23 protein-coding genes and 1 tRNA gene are annotated in these 23,188 nt (G+C 62.3%); 14 read left to right on the top strand and 10 right to left on the bottom strand.

Going from position 1 to position 23,188, the window contains the following annotated elements; genetic code table 11:
• The first annotated feature begins 22 nt into the window (after positions 1-22).
• On the top strand, positions 23-523 hold the full coding sequence (locus LB572_RS32060; protein ID WP_224670608.1) for a GNAT family N-acetyltransferase: 501 nt from the start codon (positions 23-25) through the stop codon (positions 521-523).
• A 114-nt stretch (positions 524-637) separates the two neighbouring features.
• On the opposite strand, the gene speB is transcribed toward LB572_RS32060, so the two are convergent.
• On the bottom strand, positions 638-1,603 hold the full coding sequence (gene speB, locus LB572_RS32055) for an agmatinase (protein ID WP_140809078.1): 966 nt from the start codon (positions 1,601-1,603) through the stop codon (positions 638-640).
• A 92-nt stretch (positions 1,604-1,695) separates the two neighbouring features.
• Positions 1,696-2,304 carry a hypothetical protein gene (locus LB572_RS32050; RefSeq protein ID WP_224670607.1) on the bottom strand — a complete coding sequence of 203 codons (609 nt, stop codon included), beginning with the start codon at positions 2,302-2,304 and terminating at the stop codon, positions 1,696-1,698.
• Between the two features lie 121 nt (positions 2,305-2,425).
• Here LB572_RS32050 and cysE point away from each other — a divergent pair, with 121 nt between their 5' ends.
• Positions 2,426-3,274 (top strand): serine O-acetyltransferase, encoded by an 849-nt coding sequence (cysE, locus tag LB572_RS32045; protein WP_140809074.1) that lies wholly within the window; start codon positions 2,426-2,428, stop codon positions 3,272-3,274.
• Between the two features lie 150 nt (positions 3,275-3,424).
• Entirely contained in the window at positions 3,425-3,628 is a 204-nt protein-coding gene (locus tag LB572_RS32040; protein ID WP_027166457.1) for a DUF3126 family protein, read from the top strand.
• A gap of 234 nt (positions 3,629-3,862) precedes the next feature.
• On the opposite strand, the gene LB572_RS32035 is transcribed toward LB572_RS32040, so the two are convergent.
• Positions 3,863-4,450, bottom strand: a complete 588-nt coding sequence (locus LB572_RS32035) for a hypothetical protein (protein ID WP_224670606.1) — start codon at positions 4,448-4,450, stop codon at positions 3,863-3,865.
• Between the two features lie 343 nt (positions 4,451-4,793).
• On the opposite strand from LB572_RS32035, the gene LB572_RS32030 reads away from it, so the two are divergent.
• The 4 genes from LB572_RS32030 (at position 4,794) to hupB (ending at position 10,149) form a co-directional block, all read left to right on the top strand.
• Positions 4,794-5,429, top strand: a complete 636-nt coding sequence (locus LB572_RS32030; RefSeq protein ID WP_140803784.1) for an ATP-dependent Clp protease proteolytic subunit — start codon at positions 4,794-4,796, stop codon at positions 5,427-5,429.
• 291 nt (positions 5,430-5,720) lie between these two features.
• Positions 5,721-6,995, top strand: a complete 1,275-nt coding sequence (gene clpX, locus LB572_RS32025; RefSeq protein ID WP_140677331.1) for an ATP-dependent Clp protease ATP-binding subunit ClpX — start codon at positions 5,721-5,723, stop codon at positions 6,993-6,995.
• Between the two features lie 273 nt (positions 6,996-7,268).
• Positions 7,269-9,680, top strand: a complete 2,412-nt coding sequence (lon, locus tag LB572_RS32020; protein ID WP_224670605.1) for an endopeptidase La — start codon at positions 7,269-7,271, stop codon at positions 9,678-9,680.
• 196 nt (positions 9,681-9,876) lie between these two features.
• The gene (gene hupB / locus LB572_RS32015; protein WP_027166452.1) at positions 9,877-10,149 is read left to right on the top strand and encodes a DNA-binding protein HupB; all 273 of its coding nucleotides are present in this window, start codon (positions 9,877-9,879) and stop codon (positions 10,147-10,149) included.
• Positions 10,150-10,217: 68 nt separating this feature from the next.
• On the opposite strand, the gene LB572_RS32010 is transcribed toward hupB, so the two are convergent.
• Entirely contained in the window at positions 10,218-11,240 is a 1,023-nt protein-coding gene (locus tag LB572_RS32010; protein WP_224670604.1) for an aldo/keto reductase, read from the bottom strand.
• 186 nt (positions 11,241-11,426) lie between these two features.
• On the opposite strand from LB572_RS32010, the gene hxlB reads away from it, so the two are divergent.
• Together hxlB and LB572_RS32000 are read left to right on the top strand one after the other, a co-directional pair.
• A complete protein-coding gene (gene hxlB, locus LB572_RS32005) occupies positions 11,427-11,993 on the top strand; it encodes a 6-phospho-3-hexuloisomerase (RefSeq protein WP_224670603.1) in 567 nt (188 codons plus the stop codon).
• A gap of 3 nt (positions 11,994-11,996) precedes the next feature.
• Positions 11,997-12,740 (top strand): creatininase family protein, encoded by a 744-nt coding sequence (locus LB572_RS32000; protein ID WP_224670602.1) that lies wholly within the window; start codon positions 11,997-11,999, stop codon positions 12,738-12,740.
• Between the two features lie 161 nt (positions 12,741-12,901).
• Here the strand turns inward: LB572_RS32000 and LB572_RS31995 are convergent, their stop codons facing one another.
• The 3 genes from LB572_RS31995 to LB572_RS31985 form a co-directional block, all read right to left on the bottom strand.
• Complete coding sequence (locus LB572_RS31995) at positions 12,902-13,819, bottom strand: carbohydrate ABC transporter permease (protein WP_140803794.1); 918 nt, start codon at positions 13,817-13,819, stop codon at positions 12,902-12,904.
• Positions 13,820-13,828: 9 nt separating this feature from the next.
• A complete protein-coding gene (locus tag LB572_RS31990) occupies positions 13,829-14,944 on the bottom strand; it encodes a carbohydrate ABC transporter permease (RefSeq protein WP_140803796.1) in 1,116 nt (371 codons plus the stop codon).
• Between the two features lie 92 nt (positions 14,945-15,036).
• Complete coding sequence (locus LB572_RS31985) at positions 15,037-16,701, bottom strand: ABC transporter substrate-binding protein (protein WP_140803798.1); 1,665 nt, start codon at positions 16,699-16,701, stop codon at positions 15,037-15,039.
• 281 nt (positions 16,702-16,982) lie between these two features.
• Here LB572_RS31985 and LB572_RS31980 point away from each other — a divergent pair, with 281 nt between their 5' ends.
• From LB572_RS31980 to LB572_RS31965, 4 genes are all read left to right on the top strand, one after another.
• Positions 16,983-18,059: an ABC transporter ATP-binding protein gene (locus LB572_RS31980; RefSeq protein ID WP_140803800.1), complete on the top strand. Its 1,077-nt coding sequence runs from the start codon at positions 16,983-16,985 to the stop codon at positions 18,057-18,059.
• 83 nt (positions 18,060-18,142) lie between these two features.
• Positions 18,143-18,595 carry an RbsD/FucU family protein gene (locus tag LB572_RS31975; protein ID WP_140803802.1) on the top strand — a complete coding sequence of 151 codons (453 nt, stop codon included), beginning with the start codon at positions 18,143-18,145 and terminating at the stop codon, positions 18,593-18,595.
• Positions 18,596-18,599: 4 nt separating this feature from the next.
• Positions 18,600-19,526 (top strand): ribokinase, encoded by a 927-nt coding sequence (gene rbsK / locus LB572_RS31970; protein ID WP_224670601.1) that lies wholly within the window; start codon positions 18,600-18,602, stop codon positions 19,524-19,526.
• A 28-nt stretch (positions 19,527-19,554) separates the two neighbouring features.
• The gene (locus LB572_RS31965; protein WP_224670600.1) at positions 19,555-20,337 is read left to right on the top strand and encodes a hypothetical protein; all 783 of its coding nucleotides are present in this window, start codon (positions 19,555-19,557) and stop codon (positions 20,335-20,337) included.
• A gap of 256 nt (positions 20,338-20,593) precedes the next feature.
• Here the strand turns inward: LB572_RS31965 and LB572_RS31960 are convergent, their stop codons facing one another.
• Together LB572_RS31960 and LB572_RS31955 are read right to left on the bottom strand one after the other, a co-directional pair.
• Complete coding sequence (locus tag LB572_RS31960; protein WP_140803808.1) at positions 20,594-20,797, bottom strand: hypothetical protein; 204 nt, start codon at positions 20,795-20,797, stop codon at positions 20,594-20,596.
• A 67-nt stretch (positions 20,798-20,864) separates the two neighbouring features.
• A complete protein-coding gene (locus tag LB572_RS31955; protein ID WP_140803810.1) occupies positions 20,865-21,728 on the bottom strand; it encodes a helix-turn-helix domain-containing protein in 864 nt (287 codons plus the stop codon).
• A 146-nt stretch (positions 21,729-21,874) separates the two neighbouring features.
• Between LB572_RS31955 and LB572_RS31950 the strand changes: the two genes are divergently transcribed.
• Positions 21,875-22,831 carry a phytanoyl-CoA dioxygenase family protein gene (locus tag LB572_RS31950; protein WP_224670599.1) on the top strand — a complete coding sequence of 319 codons (957 nt, stop codon included), beginning with the start codon at positions 21,875-21,877 and terminating at the stop codon, positions 22,829-22,831.
• 59 nt (positions 22,832-22,890) lie between these two features.
• Here the strand turns inward: LB572_RS31950 and LB572_RS31945 are convergent.
• Positions 22,891-22,966: transfer RNA gene (locus LB572_RS31945), tRNA-Val, on the bottom strand.
• Positions 22,967-23,188 lie beyond the last annotated feature (222 nt).

Genomic DNA, 23,188 nt, shown 5'->3' with positions numbered 1-23,188 from the left:
GCTCGGCGCTCTTCGGCTCGCCATGGTCGATCTTCTCGTCACCTATATGGAGATGCTGACGCCGCCGCAGGCCATGCCGCTTGCTTCAGTTTTGCCCGACGCCGTCGTGGCGCGCGAAAGGCTCGATGTTCCCAGCTATCTCAATCTCTACCGCGCGGTCGGCGGCCCAGTGCAATGGGACCAGCGCCTGCGCATGCCCGAGTCGGACCTCGAAACGCTGCTCGCCAGCACCTCGACGCATATCCATGTGCTGCGCGTCGACGGTGAGGCCGCCGGCTTCTGCGAGTTCAACAATGTCGGCGAAGCGGCTGTCGAGCTCGTCCACTTCGGATTGGTCCCTGCTTTTCAAGGGAAGCGGCTGGGACCGTTCCTGCTCGACCGGGCCTTGCGCGAGGCATGGTCGCATCGGCCGCAGAGGCTTTGGCTTCACACCGATACCTATGATCATGCGGCGGCCCAGACGGTTTACGGGCGTGCGGGATTTAAGACTTACGCCCAGAGGATCGAGACCTTTCCGGATTAGGCGAATTTTACCCTAAAGCGCGTCGCGCTGGAACGGATTCAGGCGACGCTTTAAGCCTTTGTTTTGATGCATGTCGTTGTCCCAGAACCGCTGCGCACTTCTGGGCGACATGCATTAGCCGCGCGCTCTCCTGTCGGCGAGGGACCTCGCCATGACGCACAGCAGCTCGAACATCATCGTCGCGCCTGCCAGCGCCGTCATGCCGGCAACATCGAACGGAGGCGCGACCTCGACGACATCGGCGCCGGCGAAATTCAATCCGTCCAGCAATCGAACCATCTCCTGCGCCTCGCGCGTCGTGAAGCCGCCGAGCTCCGGCGTGCCGGTGCCGGGGGCCATGGACGGATCGATGCAATCGATGTCGAACGTCACATAGGTCGGGCTGTCGCCGACAAGATCGCGCGCTTCCTGCATGACGGAAGCGGCGCCGCGTCTGACGAACTCTTCCATATAGATGATGCGTATGCCTTGGGCGGTCGCCCAGTCGTGTTCGCCCGGCTCGTAGATCGAGCCTCTGATCCCGATCTGGACCACCCGCTTCGGATCGAGAAGCCCTTCCTCGATCGCGCGGCGGAAAGGCGTTCCGTGCGTGTAGGGATTGTCGCCGAAGTAGCGGTCGTTGGTGTCGGAATGCGCGTCGAAGTGGACCATGCCGACTGGCGCCCTGCGGGCCACGGCGCGCAGCACCGGCAGCGTCGTCAGATGGTCGCCGCCGGCGGCGAGCGGCAGGGCGCCGTCCGCCACGATCGCGGCGATGCCGTCCTCGATGCGCTTCAACCCGTCGAGCAGGTTGATGGGATTGACCGACACATCGCCGACATCGGCGACATTGGCGATGCTGAACGGCTCGGTCCCCGAGACGTGGTGGACGCGGCGCATCAGGCTCGACTGGTTCCTGATTTCGCGCGGACCGTGACGGGCGCCGGCCCGGTTGGTCGTGCCGCCATCCCAGGGAATGCCGACAAGGGCGATGTCCAGCCCTTTCGCGCTCGCCACGGCCGGCAGCCGCATGAAGGTGGAAAGCCCGGCAAATCGCGGGACCTGCGCGGCGTCGACGGGTTGGTGGAAGCTGTTCTGCATGCTGGCGGCCAATCCCAGAGCGGTTCAGGTTCGATAGTGATCGCAGGGCCCCGGATTTGGGCATAGGGGCAAAGCCGTGCGGGAGTGTGGGCCTATAAGGGCTGGCCTTGCAGTGCTTGCAGCGAGCGGTTCAGGTTTTCCCTCGCCCGCGCCTCGAACCTGTCGCGGAACTCTGTCGTGTAGAAAATATGCTGGCGGGCAAGGAAATTCTGCAGGACGGCCGAGCGGCCGGCGCGCCACATCGGCTCCTCCACCCAGCCATATTCCAGCCGGACCGCCTTCTCATAGGCATCGAAGGCCGCAGGTTCGGCGCCGAGGATCGCCAGATCCATGTCGAGCAAAAGGGCCGCATCGTTGAGCGCGTCCTCGTCGCGGAAAGGCGGCAACTGGTGGGTGGCGGTGGCGTTGATCAGGGCCGCGATGCGGGCGAGGCGATGAGGATCGACGCGCCCGGCGAGGCTTTTCTCGGCCAGTTCGGCGCTTTTTGCCTCATTGTCCTTGGCGCGGCTGTCATAGATGGCGTCGTGGAACCAGATCGCCGCTTCGACGGCTTGCGGATCATCGAGAAGGCGCCGGTATTCGCTTGCCAGCGCCAGCATCGCTTCGATATGCGCCAAGCTGTGATAGTGGCGATCCGCGGCCTGGTAGAGCGCCGCAAGCTCGCTTTTCAGTGCGTCGTCGATCAAGGGTTCGTTTTCCATCGTCGCTTGAATTTGCGTGAACCACGTCCATTTGACAAAGCACTAAGGAAAATTGAGTTCAACCGTGATATGATCTGGCCTATATGTGCCGCCGGAGAATGAGCAAGGCCGGAGAGCGTCGATGAACAGCGTTACGATTGCCCGCCCCAGCATGGTGCAGCCGGTCGATCCGATCTGGCGATCGATCCGCGACGAGGCCATGGAGGCGGTGAACCGCGATCCGCTGCTCGCGGCGTTCCTCTATTCGACCATCCTCAATCAGGAGAGCCTGGAAGAAGCGGTGATCCACCGGCTGGCCGAGCGCCTGGCGCATCAGGATATCGGTTCCGATCTCATCCGCCAGACCTTCAAGGCGATGCTGGACGACGATCCGGAGTGGAGCACGACGGTTCGCGTCGACATCCAGGCCTATTACGATCGCGATCCGGCCTGCGACCGCTTCATCATGCCGGTGCTCTATTTCAAGGGTTTTCACGCCATCCAGACGCATCGGCTGGCGCATTGGCTGTGGAACCAGGGCCGCAGGGACTTCGCGCTCTACCTGCAGAGCCGTTCGTCCTCGGTGTTCCAGACCGACATCAATCCAGCCGCCCGCATCGGCAAGGGCATCTTCCTCGACCATGCCACGGGGCTGGTCGTCGGCCAGACGGCCGTCATCGAGGACGATGTGTCGATCCTGCACGGGGTGACGCTGGGCGGCACCGGCAAGGCCAATGGCGACCGCCATCCGAAGATCCGCCGCGGCGTGCTGATCGGCGCCGGCGCCAAGATCCTCGGCAATATCGAGGTCGGCCATTGCTCCAAGATCGCGGCCGGCTCGGTCGTGCTGTCGCCCGTGCCGCACAACAAGACGGTCGCCGGGGTGCCCGCGCGGGTCGTGGGAGAAACCGGCTGCGACCAGCCTTCGCGGCAGATGGACCAGCTCCTGCCGTCGCAGAGCATGGACCACGTGGTCAGCTTCGACATCTGACTTTCCGCGTCGTCGGGAACCGCTGAATCGGGCCGCCGGTTTTTCGGCCGACTTGTCCTATGCAATTGTGCCGGCTTGCCTTTACATGGCCATTGTTGGCGTGTCAGAAGCGCGTTCCCACGAATAAGGCCGACATTTCGGAGAAGACTTTTGAAGCCGGACGAAATCAGAAAGCTCGACGCTTATTTCAAACGCGTCTTCCAGAACCCCAAGCTGCAGGTCAAGGCGCGTCCGCGCAAGGAAGACTCCGCCGAGGTCTATGTCGGCGACGAGTTCCTCGGCATCGTCTTCAAGGACGAGGACGACGGCGACTATAATTTCTCGATGGCCATTCTCGACATCGATCTGGCCTAAGCCAACAACAGCTGCGGCCGGTGCGCGGCAACGCCGCCCGGCCGACTGCAACCGTTAAAGCGCGTCGCGCTGAAACGGATTCAGGCGACGCGCTTTAAGTCTTTGTTTTGATGCATGTCGTTCCCCCAAAACCGCTGCGCACTTTTGGGCGACATGCATTAGGTGGGTCTCCCCGGACGGAAGGCTGCGGCGAAGCCGCCGAACCTGACCGCGAGCACTTTTCCTGGAATCGCTCTAATCCTGGCAATGCCGGGGAATGTGCACCCGCCGCCAGCTGGTCGAGCCTTCCCGCACCACTACCCGGCGCGCCACCGTCCCGTAAGAAGGCGGGATTTCCCGGATGCGGACTTGTTGCGGACGCACCAGCACTTCGTGGGCAACCGCTTCGAATTCCGCCGGCTGAACGACGCGCCGGACGCGCTCGGGCTGGATCACGACCGTTTCCGCCACGCGCGCATAGCGGGCCTTGCGCCACACCTTGCACAGCACCTTGCGGCCATGGATGACGCGCCACTCCCAGGCATAGCCGCCATCGTCGACCTTGACCGTGTGGTAGACCGTGCGTGTCACCGCCGCGACGGTCTCATAGGTGACGCGCGGCGGCGCGATCTGGTCCACGCTTTGATAGGTGCCGTAGATCGGCGCGTCGTAACCGACCACCTGTCCGCCGGGGCTCACCATCACATCCTCATAGACAGTGTCGTAAAGCGCCGGCCTGTGGATCGGCTCATAGCATTCGAGCGCGCGGCCGCCGGCTGCGGTTTCGAAGACGGTGGCAAGCATCGCGACTGCCGCCAGCGATACGGAGCTTTTGCGGATCATGACATTCCCCCGTTGAAAAAGGACGCCTTCACAACGCAGGACTGTAACCGAAGCTCCGGGGGCGGACAGCGATTTCAAGGCTTTTCGTTAAGCGGCGCGGTTAAGGAATTGCTACCTTGCCAATGGCTTAGGTTCGACAACCGGGACCGAGCCGTCTCATAGGTCCAATTCGCCTCAGCCGCCGACGCCGCAACGCTTTACTAGACTTAACCAGATGGCTAGGAGAGGCGGCCTTGCGCTAGGGTGAGCCGGCATCCTATTTAGATCGTAACCGATCCAGAACGATTCCGCGCGATTGCTGATATACCGAGGCGCCGGAATCCATCTCCAACAAGGGTAGTCCATGAATAACCCCGTTGAAACCTACATGAACCTCGTTCCGATGGTGGTCGAGCAGACCAATCGTGGCGAGCGTGCCTACGACATCTTCTCGCGCCTCTTGAAGGAACGCATCATCTTCATCACCGGTCCGGTCGAGGACGGGATGGCGACGCTGGTTTGTGCACAGCTTTTGTTCCTCGAGGCGGAAAACCCCAAGAAGGAAATCAACCTCTATATCAATTCGCCGGGTGGCGTCGTCACCTCGGGCATGGCGATCTATGACACGATGCAGTTCATCAAGCCGGCGGTGTCGACGCTCTGCATCGGCCAGGCCGCCTCGATGGGCTCGCTGCTTCTGACCGCCGGCCACAAGGACATGCGCTTCGCCACCCCGAACGCCCGGATCATGGTCCACCAGCCGTCCGGCGGCTTCCAGGGTCAGGCTTCGGACATCGAACGTCATGCGCAGGACATCATCAAGCTGAAGCGCCGCCTGAACGAGGTCTATGTCAAGCACACCGGCAAGAGCTATGACGAGATCGAGAAGACGCTCGACCGCGACCACTTCATGACCGCGGACGAGGCCAAGGACTTCGGTCTGATCGACAGGGTAATCTCAAGCCGCGAGGCCGTCGAGACCGCTACGGCTTCAGCCTGACCATCGACGGCAAATGGCAGCATAACGCGGTTTTGGCGTGTCTTGCGGCATTTCGGCCACATTTGGCTGTTCCCACAGGCGTTGGGATTGCCTACGTTAAGGCTATGTTGATTTTCGACGGCTTAGCTTTGCGTGGGGTTGCTGCGAATCATTGCCGCGTTTTCTGAATTGTGTTTCGTACGGAATGCGCTGTGTGAGCCGGAACACTGGCGGTGGCGGATTCCCGCGATAGATTGGTGAGACGTCACTCAAAGCCAGGCGGTCGCAGGGCGTCGGTGAAAGGACAGTAAAATGAGCAAGGTCAGCAACGGCGGCGGTGATTCAAAGAACACGCTTTACTGCTCGTTTTGCGGCAAGAGCCAGCACGAAGTCCGCAAGCTGATCGCCGGGCCGACGGTCTTCATCTGCGACGAATGCGTCGAGCTCTGCATGGACATCATCCGCGAGGAGAACAAGACCTCGATGGTGAAGTCGCGCGAGGGCGTGCCGACCCCGCAGGAGATCCTCAAGGTCCTCGACGACTACGTCATCGGCCAGCCTTACGCCAAGCGCGTGCTGTCGGTGGCGGTCCACAACCACTATAAGCGCCTGGCGCATGCCGGCAAAAGCAACGATGTCGAGCTGGCCAAGTCGAACATCCTGCTGATCGGCCCGACCGGCTGCGGCAAGACGCTCTTGGCGCAGACGCTCGCCCGCATCATCGACGTGCCGTTCACCATGGCCGACGCCACGACGCTGACCGAGGCCGGTTACGTCGGCGAGGACGTCGAGAACATCATCCTGAAACTGCTGCAGTCCGCCGACTACAATGTCGAGCGCGCCCAGCGCGGCATCGTCTATATCGACGAAATCGACAAGATTTCGCGCAAGTCGGACAATCCTTCGATCACCCGCGACGTGTCGGGCGAGGGCGTGCAGCAGGCGCTCCTGAAGATCATGGAAGGCACGGTCGCCTCCGTGCCGCCGCAGGGCGGCCGCAAGCATCCGCAGCAGGAGTTCCTGCAGGTCGACACCGCCAACATCCTGTTCATCTGCGGCGGCGCTTTCGCGGGCCTCGACAAGATCATCTCGGACCGCGGCCGCAAGACCTCGATCGGCTTCGGCGCGACCGTTGCCTCGCCCGAGGACCGGCGCACCGGCGACCTGTTCCGCCAGGTCGAGCCTGAGGATCTGCTGAAATTCGGCCTGATCCCTGAATTCGTCGGCCGTCTGCCGGTGCTGGCGACGCTGGAAGACCTCGACGAGCCGGCGCTGATCCAGATCCTGACCGAGCCGAAGAACGCGCTGGTCAAGCAGTATCAGCGGCTGTTCGAGATGGAGAATGTCGACCTGACCTTCCACGAGAACGCGCTGTCGGCGATCGCCAAGCGCGCCATCGAGCGCAAGACCGGCGCGCGCGGCCTGCGCTCGATCATGGAAGCGATCCTGCTCGACACCATGTTCGAGCTTCCGGCGCTGGAAGGCGTGCGCGAGGTGGTGATTTCGGAAGAAGTGGTGACCGGCAGCGCCCGGCCGCTCTACATCTATTCCGAGCAGAAGGAAAAGAAGGGCAATGTCAGCGCCTGAATGGCGTTTGACCCCACAATTTTCATGGAACGGCGCCCGCGTGGCGCCGTTTTGCTGTGAGAGGCGTGGCGCTATGCAATGGAAGGGACCGAGCAACCGTGTTAGCTCTTGATCTTTGCCCCGGCTGCATCCACCTAACACTGGAAGGCCGAGGCGCCGAATTCTGTGCTGTAAAACTCCCGTCACAAACGGTGGTAGGCGGAACGACACTCGGTCGTTAATATGAGATTCGCGGTTGGCTAAATAAGCAGCCGCGACATGAAAGGTTGGACAATGGCCAAGATATCCAAGGCTTCCGGCGACGGCGTTTTCGCAGTCCTCCCACTGCGCGATATCGTCGTGTTCCCGCATATGATCGTTCCGCTCTTCGTGGGCCGTGAAAAGTCGATCAAGGCGCTGGAAGAGGTGATGGGTCAGGAAAAGCAGATCCTGCTTGCCACCCAGATGAACGCAGCCGACGACGATCCTGAGCCCGATGCGATTTTCGACATCGGCACGCTCGCCAATGTGCTGCAGCTTTTGAAGCTGCCCGACGGCACCGTGAAGGTTCTGGTCGAGGGCGCCTCGCGCGCCAAGATCGTCTCGTTTACCGACCGCGCCGATTTCCATGAGGCCCGCGCCACCGCGTTGACCGAACCGGAAGAGGAAGAGGTCGAAATCGAGGCGCTTGCCCGCTCGGTCGTCACCGACTTCGAGAATTACGTCAAGCTGAACAAGAAGATCTCGCCCGAAGTGGTGGGTGCCGCCAGCCAGATCGACGACTATTCCAAGCTCGCCGATACGGTTGCCTCGCATCTCGCCATCAAGATTCCCGAGAAGCAGGAAATGCTCGCCACGCTTTCCGTCAAGGAGCGTCTGGAGAAGGCGATGGGCTTCATGGAAGCCGAAATCTCCGTGCTCCAGGTGGAAAAGCGCATCCGTTCGCGCGTCAAGCGCCAGATGGAGAAGACGCAGCGCGAGTACTACCTCAACGAGCAGATGAAGGCGATCCAGAAGGAGCTCGGCGAAGGCGAGGACGGCCGCGACGAGGCAGCCGAAATCGAGGCGCGCATCAAGAAGACCAAGCTTTCCAAGGAGGCCCGCGAGAAGGCGGAAGCCGAACTGAAGAAGCTGCGTTCGATGTCGCCGATGTCGGCTGAATCGACGGTCGTGCGCAACTATCTCGACTGGCTGCTGTCGATCCCGTGGGGCAAGAACTCCAAGGTCAAGCAGGACCTTGCGTTCGCCCAGAACGTGCTCGACACCGATCATTTCGGCCTCGACAAGGTCAAGGAGCGTATCGTCGAATATCTCGCCGTGCAGAGCCGCCAGAAGAAGCTGAAGGGGCCGATCCTGTGCCTCGTCGGACCGCCCGGCGTCGGCAAGACCTCGCTCGGCAAGTCGATCGCCAAGGCGACCGGCCGCGAGTTCATCCGGATGGCGCTTGGCGGCGTGCGTGACGAGGCCGAGATCCGCGGTCACAGGCGGACCTATATCGGCTCGATGCCCGGCAAGGTCATCCAGTCGATGAAGAAGGCCAAGAAGTCCAACCCGCTCTTCTTGCTCGACGAGATCGACAAGATGGGCCAGGACTTCCGCGGCGATCCGTCATCGGCCCTGCTCGAGGTGCTCGATCCGGAGCAGAACTCGACGTTCATGGACCATTACCTCGAGGTCGAATACGACCTGTCGAGCGTGATGTTCGTGACGACGGCGAACACGCTTAACATCCCTGCGCCGTTGATGGACCGCATGGAGATCATCCGCATCGCCGGCTACACCGAGGACGAGAAGATCGAAATCGCCAAGCGTCACCTGATGCCCAAGGTGATCCGCGACCACGCGCTCCAGCCGAACGAGTTCTCGGTCGGCGAGGACGCGATCCGCGGCATCATCCAGACCTACACGCGGGAAGCCGGCGTGCGCAGCCTTGAGCGCGAGCTGATGAAGCTCGGCCGCAAGGCGGTGACCGAGATCCTGCGGACGAAGAAGAAGACGGTGAAGATCACGGCGGACAACCTTGCCGATTATCTCGGTGTGCCGCGCTTCCGCTTCGGCCAGGTCGAGGCCGACGATCAGGTCGGCGTGGTCACGGGTCTTGCCTGGACCGAAGTCGGCGGCGAGCTGCTGACGGTCGAAGGCGTCATGATGCCCGGCAAGGGCCGCATGACGGTGACCGGCAATCTGCGCGACGTGATGAAGGAATCGATTTCGGCAGCGGCGTCCTATGTCCGCTCGCGCGCCATCGATTTCGGCATCGAGCCGCCGCTGTTCGACAAGCGTGACATCCACGTCCACTTGCCGGAAGGCGCGACCCCGAAGGACGGCCCGTCCGCCGGCGCTGCCATGGCCACGGCCATCGTGTCGGTGCTGACGGGTATCCCGGTCCGGGCTGATGTGGCGATGACCGGCGAGATCACGCTGCGTGGCCGTATCCTGCCGATCGGCGGCCTGAAGGAGAAGCTGCTCGCGGCACTGCGCGGCGGCATCAAGAAGGTCCTGATCCCGGAAGAGAACGTCAAGGATCTGGCGGAGATTCCGGACAATGTGAAGAACGGCATGGAGATCGTGCCGGTCTCGCGGGTCGGCGAGGTGCTCGCGCACGCGCTGACGCGGATGCCGGAGCCGATCGAGTGGGTCGAGCCGGTCAATGCGCCGGCTCCGGTCGACAGCGGCGACGACGCCGGAAAGTCACTTGCACATTAGCTTTTGCTAACGTTGCAACGCACAAAGGGAGAGCCGGGCTTCGAGCCCGGCTTTGTCATGTGAAAAAGCCACGAAAAAATGCAAAAAAGCCCGGAATTCCGCGGTTTTTGGCTTGGGTTCCGGAACGCTTCTTTCTAAAGTCCGTTTCCTGCCGGATGAGTCGTAAGTTCCGGTTTTCTCATGGAAGGGAATTTTTATGAACAAGAACGAACTGGTGTCCGCCGTCGCCGACTCCGCAAGCATTTCGAAGGCTGATGCGCAGTCCGCCGTCGATGCGGTGTTCTCCGTGATCACTGGCGAACTGAAGAAGGGCGGCGATGTCCGGCTTGTCGGCTTCGGAAATTTCACCGTGTCAAAACGCGCTGCTTCGACCGGCCGCAATCCGCAGACCGGCGCGGAAGTGAAGATTCCGGCGCGCACCGTGCCGAAGTTCTCGGCCGGCAAGGGCCTCAAGGACGCGGTCAACTAAGACCTTTTTCTTTAAGAGCAGAAAAGCCGGGCTTGCCCGGCTTTTCTTTTTTGCAGCCGATGGGCGGCTCAGGCCGTCGGCGCGTCGGCGCGCATCAGGCCTTCCTGTTTCAAATCCGCCCACAGTGCCGCCGGTATCTTGGTGTCGAGCAGCGTGCGGTTGCTTTCGACTTCGGCGGGCCGCTGGCCGCCGGGGATCACCGACATCACCGAAGGATGCTGCAGCGGGAACTGCAGAGCCGCCTCGATCAGGCGTACATTGTGGCGCTTGCAGACGGCTTCGATACGCGCCACGCGATCCAGGATCTCTTTCGGCGCCTCGCTGTAATTGTAGAAGGCGCCGGGCTTCGGTCCGGTTGCAAGCACGCCGGAATTATAGGGGCCGCCCAGCACGATACCGATGCCGCGCTTCTGGCAAAGCGGCAGGAAGGATTGCAGCGCCTCCTGCTCGAGCAGCGTGTAGCGGCCGGCCAGCAGGAACAGGTCGAAGTCGCCGCGCTCGGCAAGTGTCTGGGCGACCTGCCACTCGTTTATGCCGCCGCCGAAGGCCTTGATGACGCCCTGATCGCGCAGCGCCAGCAGGCCGTAATAGCCGGACGACATGAACTCCTCGATGCGGGCATCCGAGGCTTCCCTGCTGCCATGGGTGAAGATGTCGACGTCGTGGACGAAGAGGATGTCGATGCGATCGACACCAAGACGCTCCAGCGAGGCCTCGAAGGAGCGCATGACGCCGTCATAGCTGTAGTCGTAGACCTCGCGGCGCGACGGCGTCTCGAAGAACTTGCCGATGCCGGTGCGCTGGTCCGGCGGGGCGACGCGCATGATGCGGCCGACCTTGCTCGACAACACATAGTCGTCGCGCTTTTTGCCGCGCAGGAACGGGTTCAGGCGGGTCTCCGACAGGCCGAGGCCGTAGAGCGGGGCCGTATCATAGTAGCGGCAGCCGGTCGCCCATGCCGCTTGCAAGGTGGCATTGGCGTCCTCGTCGGAGACGGCGCGGTAGAGATTACCGAGCGGCGCGGTGCCGAAACCCAGCTCGGTGAAGGTGATGCCGCCATTGCCGATGCGGTCGAAATGCCGTGTCTTCATGTCTGACGATGTCCCGGAGTGATTTGTCTGACATGACACTATCACGCTCGTGGCCCAGCAAAAGTGCCGAGGCTCGTTGGACAGCGATTTTCGCGGTGATAGCATGAACAAAAACAAGCCTTTCGCAGGCGGTCAGCCGCCAAATCCGTAGAGCCAAGCGATACCTCGGCAGGAGGGCGGGCCGTCATGACCAAAGTCGGATCAGTCCTGTTCGCGACCGCGCTGGACGAGCTTGGCGCGGTGCTGGCGCGCACGGATGAAGCCCGGATCGACACCGCCTGCGCAATGCTTGCCGGCGCCGGCAGGATCGCCGTCCATGGCTGCGGCCGCGAGGCGCTGCAGGTGAAGGGCTTTGCCATGCGGCTCTACCATCTCGGCCTGCCGGTGTCGGTCGTCGGCGACATGACCACGCCGCCGCTCGGAGAGGGCGATGTCTTCCTGGCGAGCTCAGGGCCCGGCGAGACCAGCACGGTTCTGACCCTGATGCGGGTTGCCCGCGAGGCCGGCGCGAAAGTGCTGCTTTTGACGGCCGAACCGGCAGGCAGCGCCGCAAAGCTCGCCGATTTCATCCTGCTCATCCCGGCGCAGACGATGGCCAGCGACCAGGGCGCGGCAAGGACCTCGGTGCTGCCGATGGGCTCGCTGTTCGAAGGCGCGCTGTTCCTTCTGTTCGAAATCATGGTGCTGAAGCTTAAACGCCTGACCAATGCCACGCCGGAAGCGATGCGCGCCAGGCACACCAATATGGAGTAGGGGATGCGCTACGAGCTGATGCTGCCGCACCAGATCCGCAAGGCGATCGAGGAGAACTGGCCGGTCGTGCTGCCACTCGGCGTGCTCGAATACCACGGCGAGCACATGGCGGTCGGCATGGACACGCTGGCCGTCATCAAGACGGTGGAACTGATCGAGAAGGAGAGGGACATCGTCATCCTCCCACCTTTCTACTACGGCGCGGCAAGCTATGCGGTCGCGGCGCCGGAAGGCAGCGGCTCGGTGCAGGTCGGCGGTAAGGTGCTTTCGCCTTTCGCGGAGGAATTGTTCTATGGCCTGCTGCGCATCGGCTTTCGCAACATCCACGCCATCATCCACCACCAGACCGAGAATTTCGCGGCCGGCATGCCGACAGACCTCGCCTTCAAGACCGCCGGTCGGCAGGCGATCTTCCGCTTCCTGGAGAAGGAGCGTGGCGAGGGCTGGTGGGGTTCCAACAGCATGGCCGATTACTATGCCGGCCATGCGCAGGGCGAGAATGTCTTCAATTGGGTGCAGGTGCATCCGCTGATGCCGGCGACGATGAACGGCAAATATCCGTTCGACCATGCCGGCATCGGCGAAACCTCGCTGATGCTGGCGCTATGCCCCGAGGCGGTGGACGAGAAGCATTTCGCGGACAATACCGGCTGGTACACCAGGGGCGCTTCGGAAGCTTCGGCCGGTCTCGGCAACATCGGCGTCGCCATGATCCTCGACCATTTAAGGTCGATCTTGGTGCGATAGCGTGGCTCTTCCTTCTCCCCTTGTGGGAGCCTTGTGGGAGAAGCGGATGAGGGGTGTTCCAGGGAACGCCGACGTCTCGCTCCGCTGGAACACCCCTCATCCGTCTCGGCGCTGCGCGCCGATCCACCTTCTCCCACAAGGGGAGAAGGAGAGGCTCCCGCCTATTTCACCGAGCCGGCGGTCATGCCCATGATCAGGTAGCGCTCGAGCGCGATGCCGATGATGGCCAGCGGCGCGATCGCTGCCGTGGCAAGGGCCGCCATCGACCACCAGTTGATGCCTTGCGAGCCGGTCTGGCTCGCCACCATGACGGGGATTGTCTTGGCATCGGTCGACGTCAGAAGCGCGGCGAAGAAATACTCGTTCCAGCACAGCACCATCGCCAGGATGAAAGCGGCGACCATGCCCGGCAGCGCGATCGGCATGACGATGCGGAAGAAGGCGCCCCAGATCGACAGCCCGTCGACCAAAGCTGCCTCCTCCAATTCGACGGGAATGGAGTTGAACTGGTCGCGCATGATCCAGATGACGATCGGCAGCACCATCAGCGTGTAGAGGAGCACGAGCCCGATGCGCGTGTCGAGGAGGGCGACTTCGCGGTAGAGCACCAGGAAAGGCAGCGCCAGCACGACCGGCGGCAGGATCAGCTGCGACAGGAAGAAGAAAGAGATGTCCTCGTTCTTGAACCAGGCGAACTTGTAGCGGTAGCGAACAAGGCCATAGGCCGCGAGGCTGCCGATGATGATGGCGAGGCCCGATGCGCCGACGGAGGTGATGACCGAATTCATGAAGCGCTTGAGGAATTCGTCGCGCACGGTCGATGTCTGGAAGATCGAATCCGGCGACAGGCCGAGCGAGCGCCAGCCCTTCCAGTCCGGCTGGAAGTCGACGAAGGGAACGAGATGGCCTTGCGTGACGTCGACCGCCGATTTGAACGAGGTGGTGATCGTCCAGTAGATCGGGAACAGGCACACGAATGCCCAGAAGACAAGCGCGCCGTAGATGAAGACGCGGCTGGCGATGAAGGCCGCCGGTGAGCGGATTTCGGAAACGGTGTAGTCGGTGGTCTGGACGCTCATGACGGCCGCTCAGTTGACGTTGCGCACGAAACGACTGGCGAATTTCAGGAGCCAGGTCACGAACACGACGATGATGATCAGATAGGCCATGGCCAGCATGGTGCCGTAGCCGACATTCGAGCGGTCACGGTATTCGCGGTAGATGAAGCTCGACACGGAATCGGTGGCGCCGCCGGGTCCGCCGGAGGTCAAGGTGATGATGATGTCGGCAAGCTTCAGCTTGAAGATGATGCGCAGGATCACGGCCGTCACCGACACCGGCAGCATCAGCGGAAAGGTGACCTGCCAGAATGTCTGCCATGCGGTCGCGCCGTCGACGCGGGCGGCTTCCAGCACCTCGCGCGACATCGCCTGCAGGCCGGCAAGCAGCATGATCATCATGAACGGGATGAAGGTCCAGGCGTCGAGCATCATGATCGAGATGCGGGCTGTGATCGGGTCGGAGAAGAAGGCGGGATTGTCCCAGCCGAGATGGCGCGCCAGCGTCGCCGCCGGTCCGAACCGGTACTCCATAAGCGATTTGCCGACCATCCAGGACACGGCGACCGGCGACAGCATCAGCGGCAAAAGGAAGACGACACGGAAGAATTTGCGGGCCCGGATCTGGGCGTTGAGCAGCAGCGCCAGGCCGAAGGCGATGACATATTCGACCAGCACCGCAAGCACATAGAGCACCATGTTGAACAGCGCGTTGCGGTAATAGGGATCAGCCAGCATCTGCCAGAAATTGTCGAGGCCGTTGAACCTGCGTCCGGCAAACGAGCTGAGGTTCCAGTCGGTCAGCGCGATATAGAAGCCGAACAGGGTCGGGAAGATCACCATGGCGATGGTGAAGAGCAGCGCCGGCAAAAGGAACAGCGCGCGCTGGCCGTCCTCTCCACGCGTCAAGACCTGCCAGGCGCCGAGCGCTGCGCCCCACACGATGTAAGCGTAGATCACCGGTCGCCAGGTGTCGAAACCGACCGTGGACATCTCGGTCTTGTAGAGAACCTGCACGACGATGATCGCCAGCAGGCCAAGCGTCGCGAGAGCCAGCAGGCCCCAGCCGAGGCGCTTGCGGCCCGCCGGGATCAGGTCGGCCGGATCTGCCGGCCACGCATTCGCGGTCGAAGTCTGCTCAGCCACGCCTTGCCTCTTTGCGCTTCAAACCGGCCGGACCGGTAAAGATGCGGCCCGGTGACGATGTGCCACCGGGCCGCGACGTCTCATAAGCCAGCCTACATGCCGAGCGAGGCTTTGTAGAGCTTGATCTGGTTTTCGCGGCCGATCTGGTCGGTCAGCTTTTCCCAGGCCGCGGCGATGGCGTCGGCGCCTTCCTGTGCCTTCATCTTGCCGGCGAAGGTGTTGGCAAGGATGTCCTCGGCGGCGGAGTAGTACTGGAAGATGCCGGGGATGCGCGGCTCGATCGCCGCGTTCGGATGGTTGTAGCTGTCGCCTTCCGACTTGAGATAGGAGGTGATGAAGGCCTCGTCATAGCCTGCCGCCACCCATTCCGGAATGTTGAAATGGGAGTTGCGGTAGGGTTGGAAGCCCGACGGATACATCGCCGTCCAGATCGACAGGTCCTTGCCGCCGAGATGGGCGGCGGCGGACCATGCGGCCTTCTTCTTCTTCTCGTCCTTGTCGACGCGCGCCATGACATAGACGCCCCAGCCGAGATAGGCGCAGTTCGGCGCATAGTTGGGCCCGCTGGCGAGCTTGTCCCACTTGCCGGTCTTGGAATTGTAGACGTCGTCGGAGCCCGGCAGGATCGAGAAGCCGGTGACGTCGCCGATGACCGAAGAGTCGTTGGTCTTCACGTTCGAACCGACGTCGCCCCACCAGGGGATCATCGAGCCGGTGCCGGCCAGGAACTGCTGGAAGGCGGTCGTGTTCGGATCGGCATTGATCTGGTCTGCGGGCTCGGAGGGCAGGGCGTCGATCACGTCCTGGATGGCGCGCACCCAGGCCGGATTGTTGACGCGCGGCTTCATCGTGTCGGCATCGAACAGCCAGGCCTTGTCGTCCGGATGCTTGGCATAGGCGGTGGCGCGGCTGCCGAGGAAGTAGAAGCCGAAACCGCCCCAGGGCTTGGGCGCGTCGAGATAGCCATAGACGTCCTGGCCCTTGAATTTCTTGCCCTTGAGGAACTTGGTGACGGCCTGCACTTCCTGCCAGGTCTTCGGCACGCCCCATTCCGTCGTTGCGCCGCTATCCTTCCACTGCTTGGCGAGGTCGGCATCGGAGAACACGTCGGTGCGGTAGTTGAAGTTGTGCGTGTCGCCGTCGATGGTGACGCGATACTGCTTGCCGTCCCAGGTGCCGACCGGCGGCTTCAGGTAGTTGACGAGATCGTCGAAGTCGATCTGCTTCTTGACCCAGTCGGGCATCTCGGAGGTGAGGCCCTTGCCGCAGACATCGCCTTCGAAGGGCGCGCCCATCTCGATGATGTCGAAGTCGACGGTGCCGGTGGCGATCGACTGCTGCAGGCGGGCGTTGTAGTCGGCCTGGGCGAGGTCGATCCAGCTGATCTTGGCGCCCGTATAGGCCTCCCATGGCTTCAGGAAGCCACGGAACAGCACGTTGTGCAGGTTTTGGTTGTTGAGGCCCATGAAGGTGAGCTCGACACCGGCGAACTCGCCTTCCTTGACATTGGCTTTGGTCGCTTCGAGGCAGAGCTCGCCGACCTTCTGGAAGTCCGCATCGGTCGGCTGGCCCTTGCCGACGCCCGGGATCTGCAGGATTTTCTTGCGCAAATCATCGTCGGCGGCGGCGGGCCTTGTCAACGCGCCGAGCCCGGCGCCTGATGCGGCGGCGATCGCGGCCATGCTGGCCGCGCCTTTCAGCAGATCGCGGCGGCTGGCGCCGGCGCGCATCAGTTTTTCATACAGGTCGACTCTCATCTACAGGTTCCTCCCAGAACAACAGCGATTGAATTGAAGTGCCAATCTCTCGGACGTCGAAACGTCTCTCGGTTCTCCTCGATCATACGGGGACGTGGGACCCCACCCTGCGTCGCCGGAGCTCCGATCTCAGGGTAACAGGCCTGCTCTCGGATTGGCACTCGCCACTATTCGCGTAATCGATTACCTTGTCAACAAGATTGGCTTTTTATCTATAAGATACCGACTTGCCGTTGCCGTTGGCAATGGCTAGCTTCACCGCAAACGATAAAGGGGAGACGATGGCTCAAGTCGCGATCAGCAGTGTGGCCAAGGCGTTCGGAACCGTCAAGGTCCTGCATGAGGTCAGCGTCGATATTGCCGACGGACAGTTCGTCGTGCTGGTCGGCCCGTCGGGATGCGGCAAGTCCACGCTCTTGAGGATGGTGGCCGGGCTGGAGACCGTTTCCGGCGGCACGATCTCGATCGGCGACCGCGTCGTCAACAACCTGCCGCCGGCCAAGCGCGACATCGCCATGGTGTTCCAGAACTACGCGCTCTATCCGCACAAGACGGTGGAGCAGAACATGGCCTTCGCGCTGAAGCTGCGCGGTACAGATCCGGCCGTCGTCGCCGAACGGGTCAAGCGCGCCGCCGACATCCTCGACCTCGCGCCCTATCTCAAGCGCTACCCGCGCCAGCTTTCCGGCGGCCAGCGCCAGCGCGTCGCCATGGGCCGCGCGATCGTGCGCAATCCGCAGGTGTTCCTGTTCGACGAGCCGCTTTCCAACCTCGACGCCAAGCTGCGCGTGCAGATGCGCACCGAGATCAAGGAACTGCACCAGCGGCTGAAGACGACCACCATCTACGTCACCCACGACCAGATCGAGGCCATGACCATGGCCGACAAGATCGTGGTGATGCGCGACGGCCGCATCGAGCAGGTCGGCGCGCCGCTCGAATTGTTCGACCGACCGGCGAACCTTTTCGTCGCCGGTTTCATCGGCTCGCCCTCGATGAACCTGCTCAAGGGTACTGTAAAGAATGGGGGTACCGTGAAGAAAGCTGCGAAGCCGGTCGTCGAGATCGCCGGCACGGCGTTCCCGATGCCGTCGAGCGCGGTTGCCGAGGACGGCCAGGCCGTCGTCTATGGCGTGCGGCCGGAACATCTGGAGATCCACCCGGACGGCGTCGCATCCACCGTCTCGGTGGTCGAGCCGACAGGCTCCGAGACGCTGGCCTTCGTGCGCTTCGGCGAGGGCGAGATGGTGGCGCTGTTTCGCGAGCGCCACGACTTCAAGCCGGGCGACACGCTCAAGCTCAAGCCGCGTCTCGACCAGGTCCACCTGTTCGACGCCGGGACCGGCAAGCGTCTTTAGAACTTTACGCAATTCCGGACGGAAAACCGCTCACACTTTTCCTGGAATTGCTCCAGACCGCATCAACCCTTCAAGAGGAAACCATGCTCAAAGGGATCAATCCGCTGCTCAATGCCGATGTGCTCCAGGCGCTGCGGGCGATGGGTCATGGCGACGACCTGATCATCGCCGACACCAATTTCCCGTCCGATTCCGTGGCGCGGCAAACCGTGCTCGGCAAGCTGCTGCGCATCGATGCAACGGCGGCCGAAGTGGTGAAGGCGGTGCTGTCGGTCTTGCCGCTGGATACTTTCGTCAACGATGCCGCCGCGCGCATGGAGATCGTCGGCAAGCCGAACGAAATCCCGCCGGTGCAGAAGGAGGTTCAAAACGAGATCGACGCGGCCGAGGGCAAGCCCTGGCCGATGATCTCGATCGAGCGCTACGCCTTCTACGAGCGCTCCAAGAAAGCCTATTGCGTGATCCAGACCGGCGAGCGCCGCTTCTATGGCTGCTTTGCCTTCCGCAAGGGCGTCGTGCCACCGAATGCGGAGTAAGGACATGGCCGCAGGCAAGCCCGTCGTCATCCTGGGTGTATTCGTCGCCGACACCGCCTATCGCGCCGATCGCCAGCCGCGGCTGGGCGAGACGATCCTGGGCAATTCCTTCAAGCTCGGCCCGGGCGGCAAGGGATCGAACCAGGCCGTAGCCGCCGGCAAGCTCGGCGCGGACATCACCTTCCTGACGCGCCTCGGCGTCGATGCCTTCGCCGATATGGCCAAACAGACGTGGAAGAACGCAGGCGTGAAAAGCGCCGTCATCGACACGCCCGACAGCTATACGGGCGCGGCCTATATCTTCGTCGAGGAAGGCACCGGCAACAACGCGATCATCGTCAGCCCGGGTGCGGCAATGCTGATTTCCCCGGCCGACATCGAGGCGCATGCCGGTTTGATCCGGTCCGCCGGCGTCTTCGTCACCCAGCTCGAACAGCCGATCGACGCGGCATTGAAGGCGCTTGAGATCGCGCGCGGGGCAGGGGTGACGACCATCCTCAATCCCGCGCCGGCCGCCAGCCTGCCGGACCGCATCTACACGCTTTGCGACTATGTCACGCCCAACGAAACCGAAGCCGAAGGGCTGACCGGCATCAAGGTTTCGTCGGTCGACGACGCCCGCCGCGCCGCCGATGCCCTATTGGCCAAGGGTGTCGGCTCGGTCATCGTGACGCTCGGCGAGAAGGGCGCCTTGCTCCACACCAAGACCCTTTCCGAACATGTCGGCGCGGTCAATGCCGGCCCGGTGGTCGAGACCACGGGAGCGGGCGACGCGTTCAATGGCGGCCTGGCCGCAGCCTTGGCAAAAGGCGTCGAGCCATTGGAGGCCATCCGCTTTGCCTGCGCAGTCGCCGGCATTTCGGTGACCCGCCCGGGCACCGCGCCGTCGATGCCGGCATTGCAGGAAGTGGAAACCCTCCTTGCCAGGTGAGGTTGCTTCACCGTCGCCGGCAACATCCATGGAAAAGATGCGAGCGTCTCGCAACCGCAGCGCTCCGACTGTGGATTTCACAACCAATTGCTATGAGAATGATTGGCAGATCATGCTTGCGAGGGGTTATTTGCGGGTCGTCCTCGACCGTTGCTGCCATGATTTCAACCGGCGCCGGCTGGTCATCAACAATGTCAGGGAGCGCGCTCGGGTGGAAGCGGCCGCGGCGGCGGCGGTGGCCCGCGGCGATATCGACGAATATCTGTTCGTGGATGATCATGCCGCGGCCGCCTTGGAGTTTTTCCAGGTCAGCAAAACTTCCCTTGGCCGCGGCTATCTCTATTCCATCAGCGAATTGGTTGCGCTTCACGTCAGTGATGCCAGCTACCTGCTCTATTATAAGGGCGATTCTTATCCGAAGCGCCGGTTCCGCTGGATCGACGACGCTGTGGGGCTGATGGAGGGCAGTGGCGATCTCGTCGTCGCAAATCTGTGTTGGAACGATCGGTTCGACCTGGCAAGATCCGAAAGCTTCGGCCAGCAAGGCGACTTCCTCGTTGGATATGGATTCTCAGACCAATGTTTCCTGGTAAAGATGTCCATCTTCCGCGCGCCGATCTACAACGAGGAAAATCCGGCTTCTGCACGCTATCCCGACTATGCCGGCGAATCCTTTGAAAAGCGCGTGGATGCCTATATGCGCAACCACGAATTGAAGCGCCTGACGCACCGCCGGCAAAGTTATGTTCACAAGAACGTTCCGAAGCGCGGTCTAGGTCGAATCCTGCGGCGATTGAGACCGCTCGCGTAGAGACTGCCTCGCTCGCAAGCTCCACTCCTCCAGCTTTCAAGGTCCGGAACGCAACGGGAGCCAGCGCGTTTGCTGCTTTGACCGACACGAATGAAATCGGTTCGGAACAGCGGAATGAAGAAATCCTATCAAAAGCCGAGGCTGCTCAAACACGGCACGCTCATCCGGCGGACAGCTCAGATCCTTGCCTCCGGCGTTGTGCTGGGTGAATGATTTCCCGCGTCGTGCCGGGGCGGCAGGGCCGAGCGCTGGCGCTCTAAAGAATCCTGCTGGTCAACTCCAGCATCGTCGTTGCGCCTTGCTCGCTGCCGGGCATGTGCACCACCCGCAGGACGCGAAGGTCCTGGTTCGATCCTTCGACCGGCATCGACACGCTTTCGCCTATCCGCGGCAATTCCTGGAATGCCAACTCGTCCACATCCCTGGCATCGTCGATGGAAATACGGCATCTCACCGCCATCTGATCTCTCCCGTCTTTTCGCCCGTGGGCTGAACGGGACAAGATTGGAATGGTTCCGAGAAAGACCTCACCTGGCGAACCTGCCGCGATATTCGCGCGGCGTGAGCCCCTTCAACGCCTTGAATTGACGCCCGAAATTGGCCAGCGATCGATAGCCGACCAGCTCGGCGATGTGGGCGATCGGCTTGTCTTCTTCCGCGAGGAGGGCGCAGGCCTCGCCGATGCGCAGCCGCGTCACGTACTCAATCAAGGTCAAGTGCGTGTGCCGAGTGAACATGCGGTGAAAGCCTGAAGGGCTGAGCGCGGCTAGCCGGGCGAGACGATCGATCCTGAGATCGTCCGTATAGTGCGCGTGCAGATAGTCCAGCACGCGGTCTATCCGCGATCCGCTTGCAGGGATGGTGGACGAGGGCGAGCGGGACGGCGCCGTCAGCGGCTCGGCCTCGTCATCCCCGGCGAGCGTCAGCAGGACCGAGATGAGGTCGAGCAGCCGCTCCGCGGGTGGCTTGTCGAAGATCGCTTCGATCCGCGCCCTGACGCGCCCGGTGGCGCCTTGCGAGAATTTCAGCCCGCGCGCCGATCTTTCCAGCAGGCCGGCTACCGGCCGAAGCTCCGTCAGGAGCCCGGTCAATCCACGTGCCCATTCGGGGCGGAACCAGATGACCATGACCAGGTGCGGCCTGCCGCCGTCGATCTTGCTCGAAGAAGACCAGGTGTGCGGCAGGCTCGGGCCGAGCAACACGAGATCGCCGTCGTCATAGCCACCGACGTGGTCGCCGACGAAGCGGCGCCCGCGCGAGTTCAGGGTGAGCGTCAGTTCATATTCCGGATGATGGTGCCATTCGAACGGAATGGTCGGGTCGCGCAGGACCCTTACCATCGACCATGAGGCGTCATCGGCGACGGTGACCTTCTCCAGATAGGGCTTCATGGCCTACCCCCAAGGAATTCGCCTCGAACGGCGTGAGAGACATGACGAACGCCAGAATAGTATCACTCCAGGCCTGTCAGGGACAACATGCGCGGCCATCGTTCAGTTAGCCTCGTCTTCGACAGGCAAGGCAGAGGAGGAAAACGATGGCCCATGCGAAAGACATCACCAAGGACGATCACCCGACATCCAGCCGTGCGACGGCCCAACTGTCCAAGATCGAGAAAACGCTTCCGCTGCGCGTGCTTTCAGACGCGGATTTCGCGCACTGGCAGAGGCGAGGCTTCGTGATCGTGCGCAATGCGGTGCCGCAGGCAAATGTCGAGCGCCTCAAGGCATTGCTTTGGCAATTCGAGGAAAAGGACCCAAGCGATCCGACGACGTGGGATGTGACCCAGCGGCGCGACTATGCCCTGAAGGAAATCAACAACGCCGGCATGGTCGAGATCTACAACCACCAATTCCTGTGGGACAACCGCATGGCGCGTCGCGTCTACGACGCCTTCGTCGACATATGGGACATTGAGGATCTGTGGGTCGCCATCGATCGCGCCAACCTCAACACCCCCAACAAGGGCAGGCGCGCATCTCCCGGCTTCATCCACTGGGACGCCGACACCTCGCTCGAGCCCAAGCCGATCTCGGTGCAGGGCGTCCTGTCGCTCGTCCATCAGGACGGCGGCGACATTGGCGGCTTCCAATGCGTGCCGTATCTGTTCGAGCATTTCGACGAGTGGGTAAAAACCCAACCCGCCGACCGCGACCCGCATCACCCTGATATAAGGGGGATCGAGGACAGGATCGAGAAGCTCGAACTTTTCCCGGGCGACCTGATGATCTTCAATTCGCTGCTGGCGCATGGCGTGGCGCCGAACACGTCCGACGACAAGGTGCGGATGGCGCAGTACATCTCCATGTTCCCTGCCGATGAGGGCAATCTCGTCGAGCGCGAGGCGCGTATCCGGTCCTGGCGCGAGCGCGAGGCGCCGCAGCGCGCCGGTTTCGCCGGCGATCCGCGCGGCTGGGAGAAGAAGCATGCCGAGACGGCAAAGCTGACACCGCTCGGCGAAAGGCTGCTGGGGCTGAACAGCTGGAACGGGTAACGTCGGAGGATCGCAACGGTGGGAGGGCTTCGCCGTTTTGCGTCAGCTTGTCGGCGGACTGGTGGGCGATGACGGGCTCGAACCGCCGACATCTTCGGTGTAAACGAAGCGCTCTACCAACTGAGCTAATCGCCCGCTTGAGCGCGGACCTTTAAGCAGTTAGGGCCGCATTCGCAAGGCCAAATGAACGGATGGCGCGCCCACCGCGGCGCGGATTTCCCCAGCCCTGGCGCCGCTGTCAAAAAACCTTCTCCTGTTTGCTGTTATGCTTGAATGCCGCGCTGTCGGTAGCTAATCAAGTTGTCCGGTTTGGTAGCACATCATTTGTCCGCTTCAGTTTTGCGTCGAAGCGGTTCA

The sequence above is a fragment of the Mesorhizobium sp. BH1-1-5 genome (assembly GCF_020165615.1).
Classification (GTDB): domain Bacteria; phylum Pseudomonadota; class Alphaproteobacteria; order Rhizobiales; family Rhizobiaceae; genus Mesorhizobium.
This window is presented reverse-complemented; position numbering and strand designations above follow the sequence as displayed.

Excerpts from the sequence above, each read along its gene's own strand:
- LB572_RS32060 (WP_224670608.1), top strand. The coding sequence starts at position 23 with ATGGTCGATCTTCTCGTCACCTATATGGAGATGCTGACGCCGCCGCAG.
- speB (WP_140809078.1), bottom strand. The coding sequence starts at position 1,603 with ATGCAGAACAGCTTCCACCAACCCGTCGACGCCGCGCAGGTCCCGCGA.
- LB572_RS32050 (WP_224670607.1), bottom strand. The coding sequence starts at position 2,304 with ATGGAAAACGAACCCTTGATCGACGACGCACTGAAAAGCGAGCTTGCG.
- cysE (WP_140809074.1), top strand. The coding sequence starts at position 2,426 with ATGAACAGCGTTACGATTGCCCGCCCCAGCATGGTGCAGCCGGTCGAT.
- LB572_RS32035 (WP_224670606.1), bottom strand. The coding sequence starts at position 4,450 with ATGATCCGCAAAAGCTCCGTATCGCTGGCGGCAGTCGCGATGCTTGCC.
- LB572_RS32030 (WP_140803784.1), top strand. The coding sequence starts at position 4,794 with ATGAATAACCCCGTTGAAACCTACATGAACCTCGTTCCGATGGTGGTC.
- clpX (WP_140677331.1), top strand. The coding sequence starts at position 5,721 with ATGAGCAAGGTCAGCAACGGCGGCGGTGATTCAAAGAACACGCTTTAC.
- lon (WP_224670605.1), top strand. The coding sequence starts at position 7,269 with ATGGCCAAGATATCCAAGGCTTCCGGCGACGGCGTTTTCGCAGTCCTC.
- hupB (WP_027166452.1), top strand. The coding sequence starts at position 9,877 with ATGAACAAGAACGAACTGGTGTCCGCCGTCGCCGACTCCGCAAGCATT.
- LB572_RS32010 (WP_224670604.1), bottom strand. The coding sequence starts at position 11,240 with ATGAAGACACGGCATTTCGACCGCATCGGCAATGGCGGCATCACCTTC.
- hxlB (WP_224670603.1), top strand. The coding sequence starts at position 11,427 with ATGACCAAAGTCGGATCAGTCCTGTTCGCGACCGCGCTGGACGAGCTT.
- LB572_RS32000 (WP_224670602.1), top strand. The coding sequence starts at position 11,997 with ATGCGCTACGAGCTGATGCTGCCGCACCAGATCCGCAAGGCGATCGAG.
- LB572_RS31995 (WP_140803794.1), bottom strand. The coding sequence starts at position 13,819 with ATGAGCGTCCAGACCACCGACTACACCGTTTCCGAAATCCGCTCACCG.
- LB572_RS31985 (WP_140803798.1), bottom strand. The coding sequence starts at position 16,701 with ATGAGAGTCGACCTGTATGAAAAACTGATGCGCGCCGGCGCCAGCCGC.
- LB572_RS31980 (WP_140803800.1), top strand. The coding sequence starts at position 16,983 with ATGGCTCAAGTCGCGATCAGCAGTGTGGCCAAGGCGTTCGGAACCGTC.
- LB572_RS31975 (WP_140803802.1), top strand. The coding sequence starts at position 18,143 with ATGCTCAAAGGGATCAATCCGCTGCTCAATGCCGATGTGCTCCAGGCG.
- rbsK (WP_224670601.1), top strand. The coding sequence starts at position 18,600 with ATGGCCGCAGGCAAGCCCGTCGTCATCCTGGGTGTATTCGTCGCCGAC.
- LB572_RS31965 (WP_224670600.1), top strand. The coding sequence starts at position 19,555 with ATGGAAAAGATGCGAGCGTCTCGCAACCGCAGCGCTCCGACTGTGGAT.
- LB572_RS31960 (WP_140803808.1), bottom strand. The coding sequence starts at position 20,797 with ATGGCGGTGAGATGCCGTATTTCCATCGACGATGCCAGGGATGTGGAC.
- LB572_RS31955 (WP_140803810.1), bottom strand. The coding sequence starts at position 21,728 with ATGAAGCCCTATCTGGAGAAGGTCACCGTCGCCGATGACGCCTCATGG.
- LB572_RS31950 (WP_224670599.1), top strand. The coding sequence starts at position 21,875 with ATGGCCCATGCGAAAGACATCACCAAGGACGATCACCCGACATCCAGC.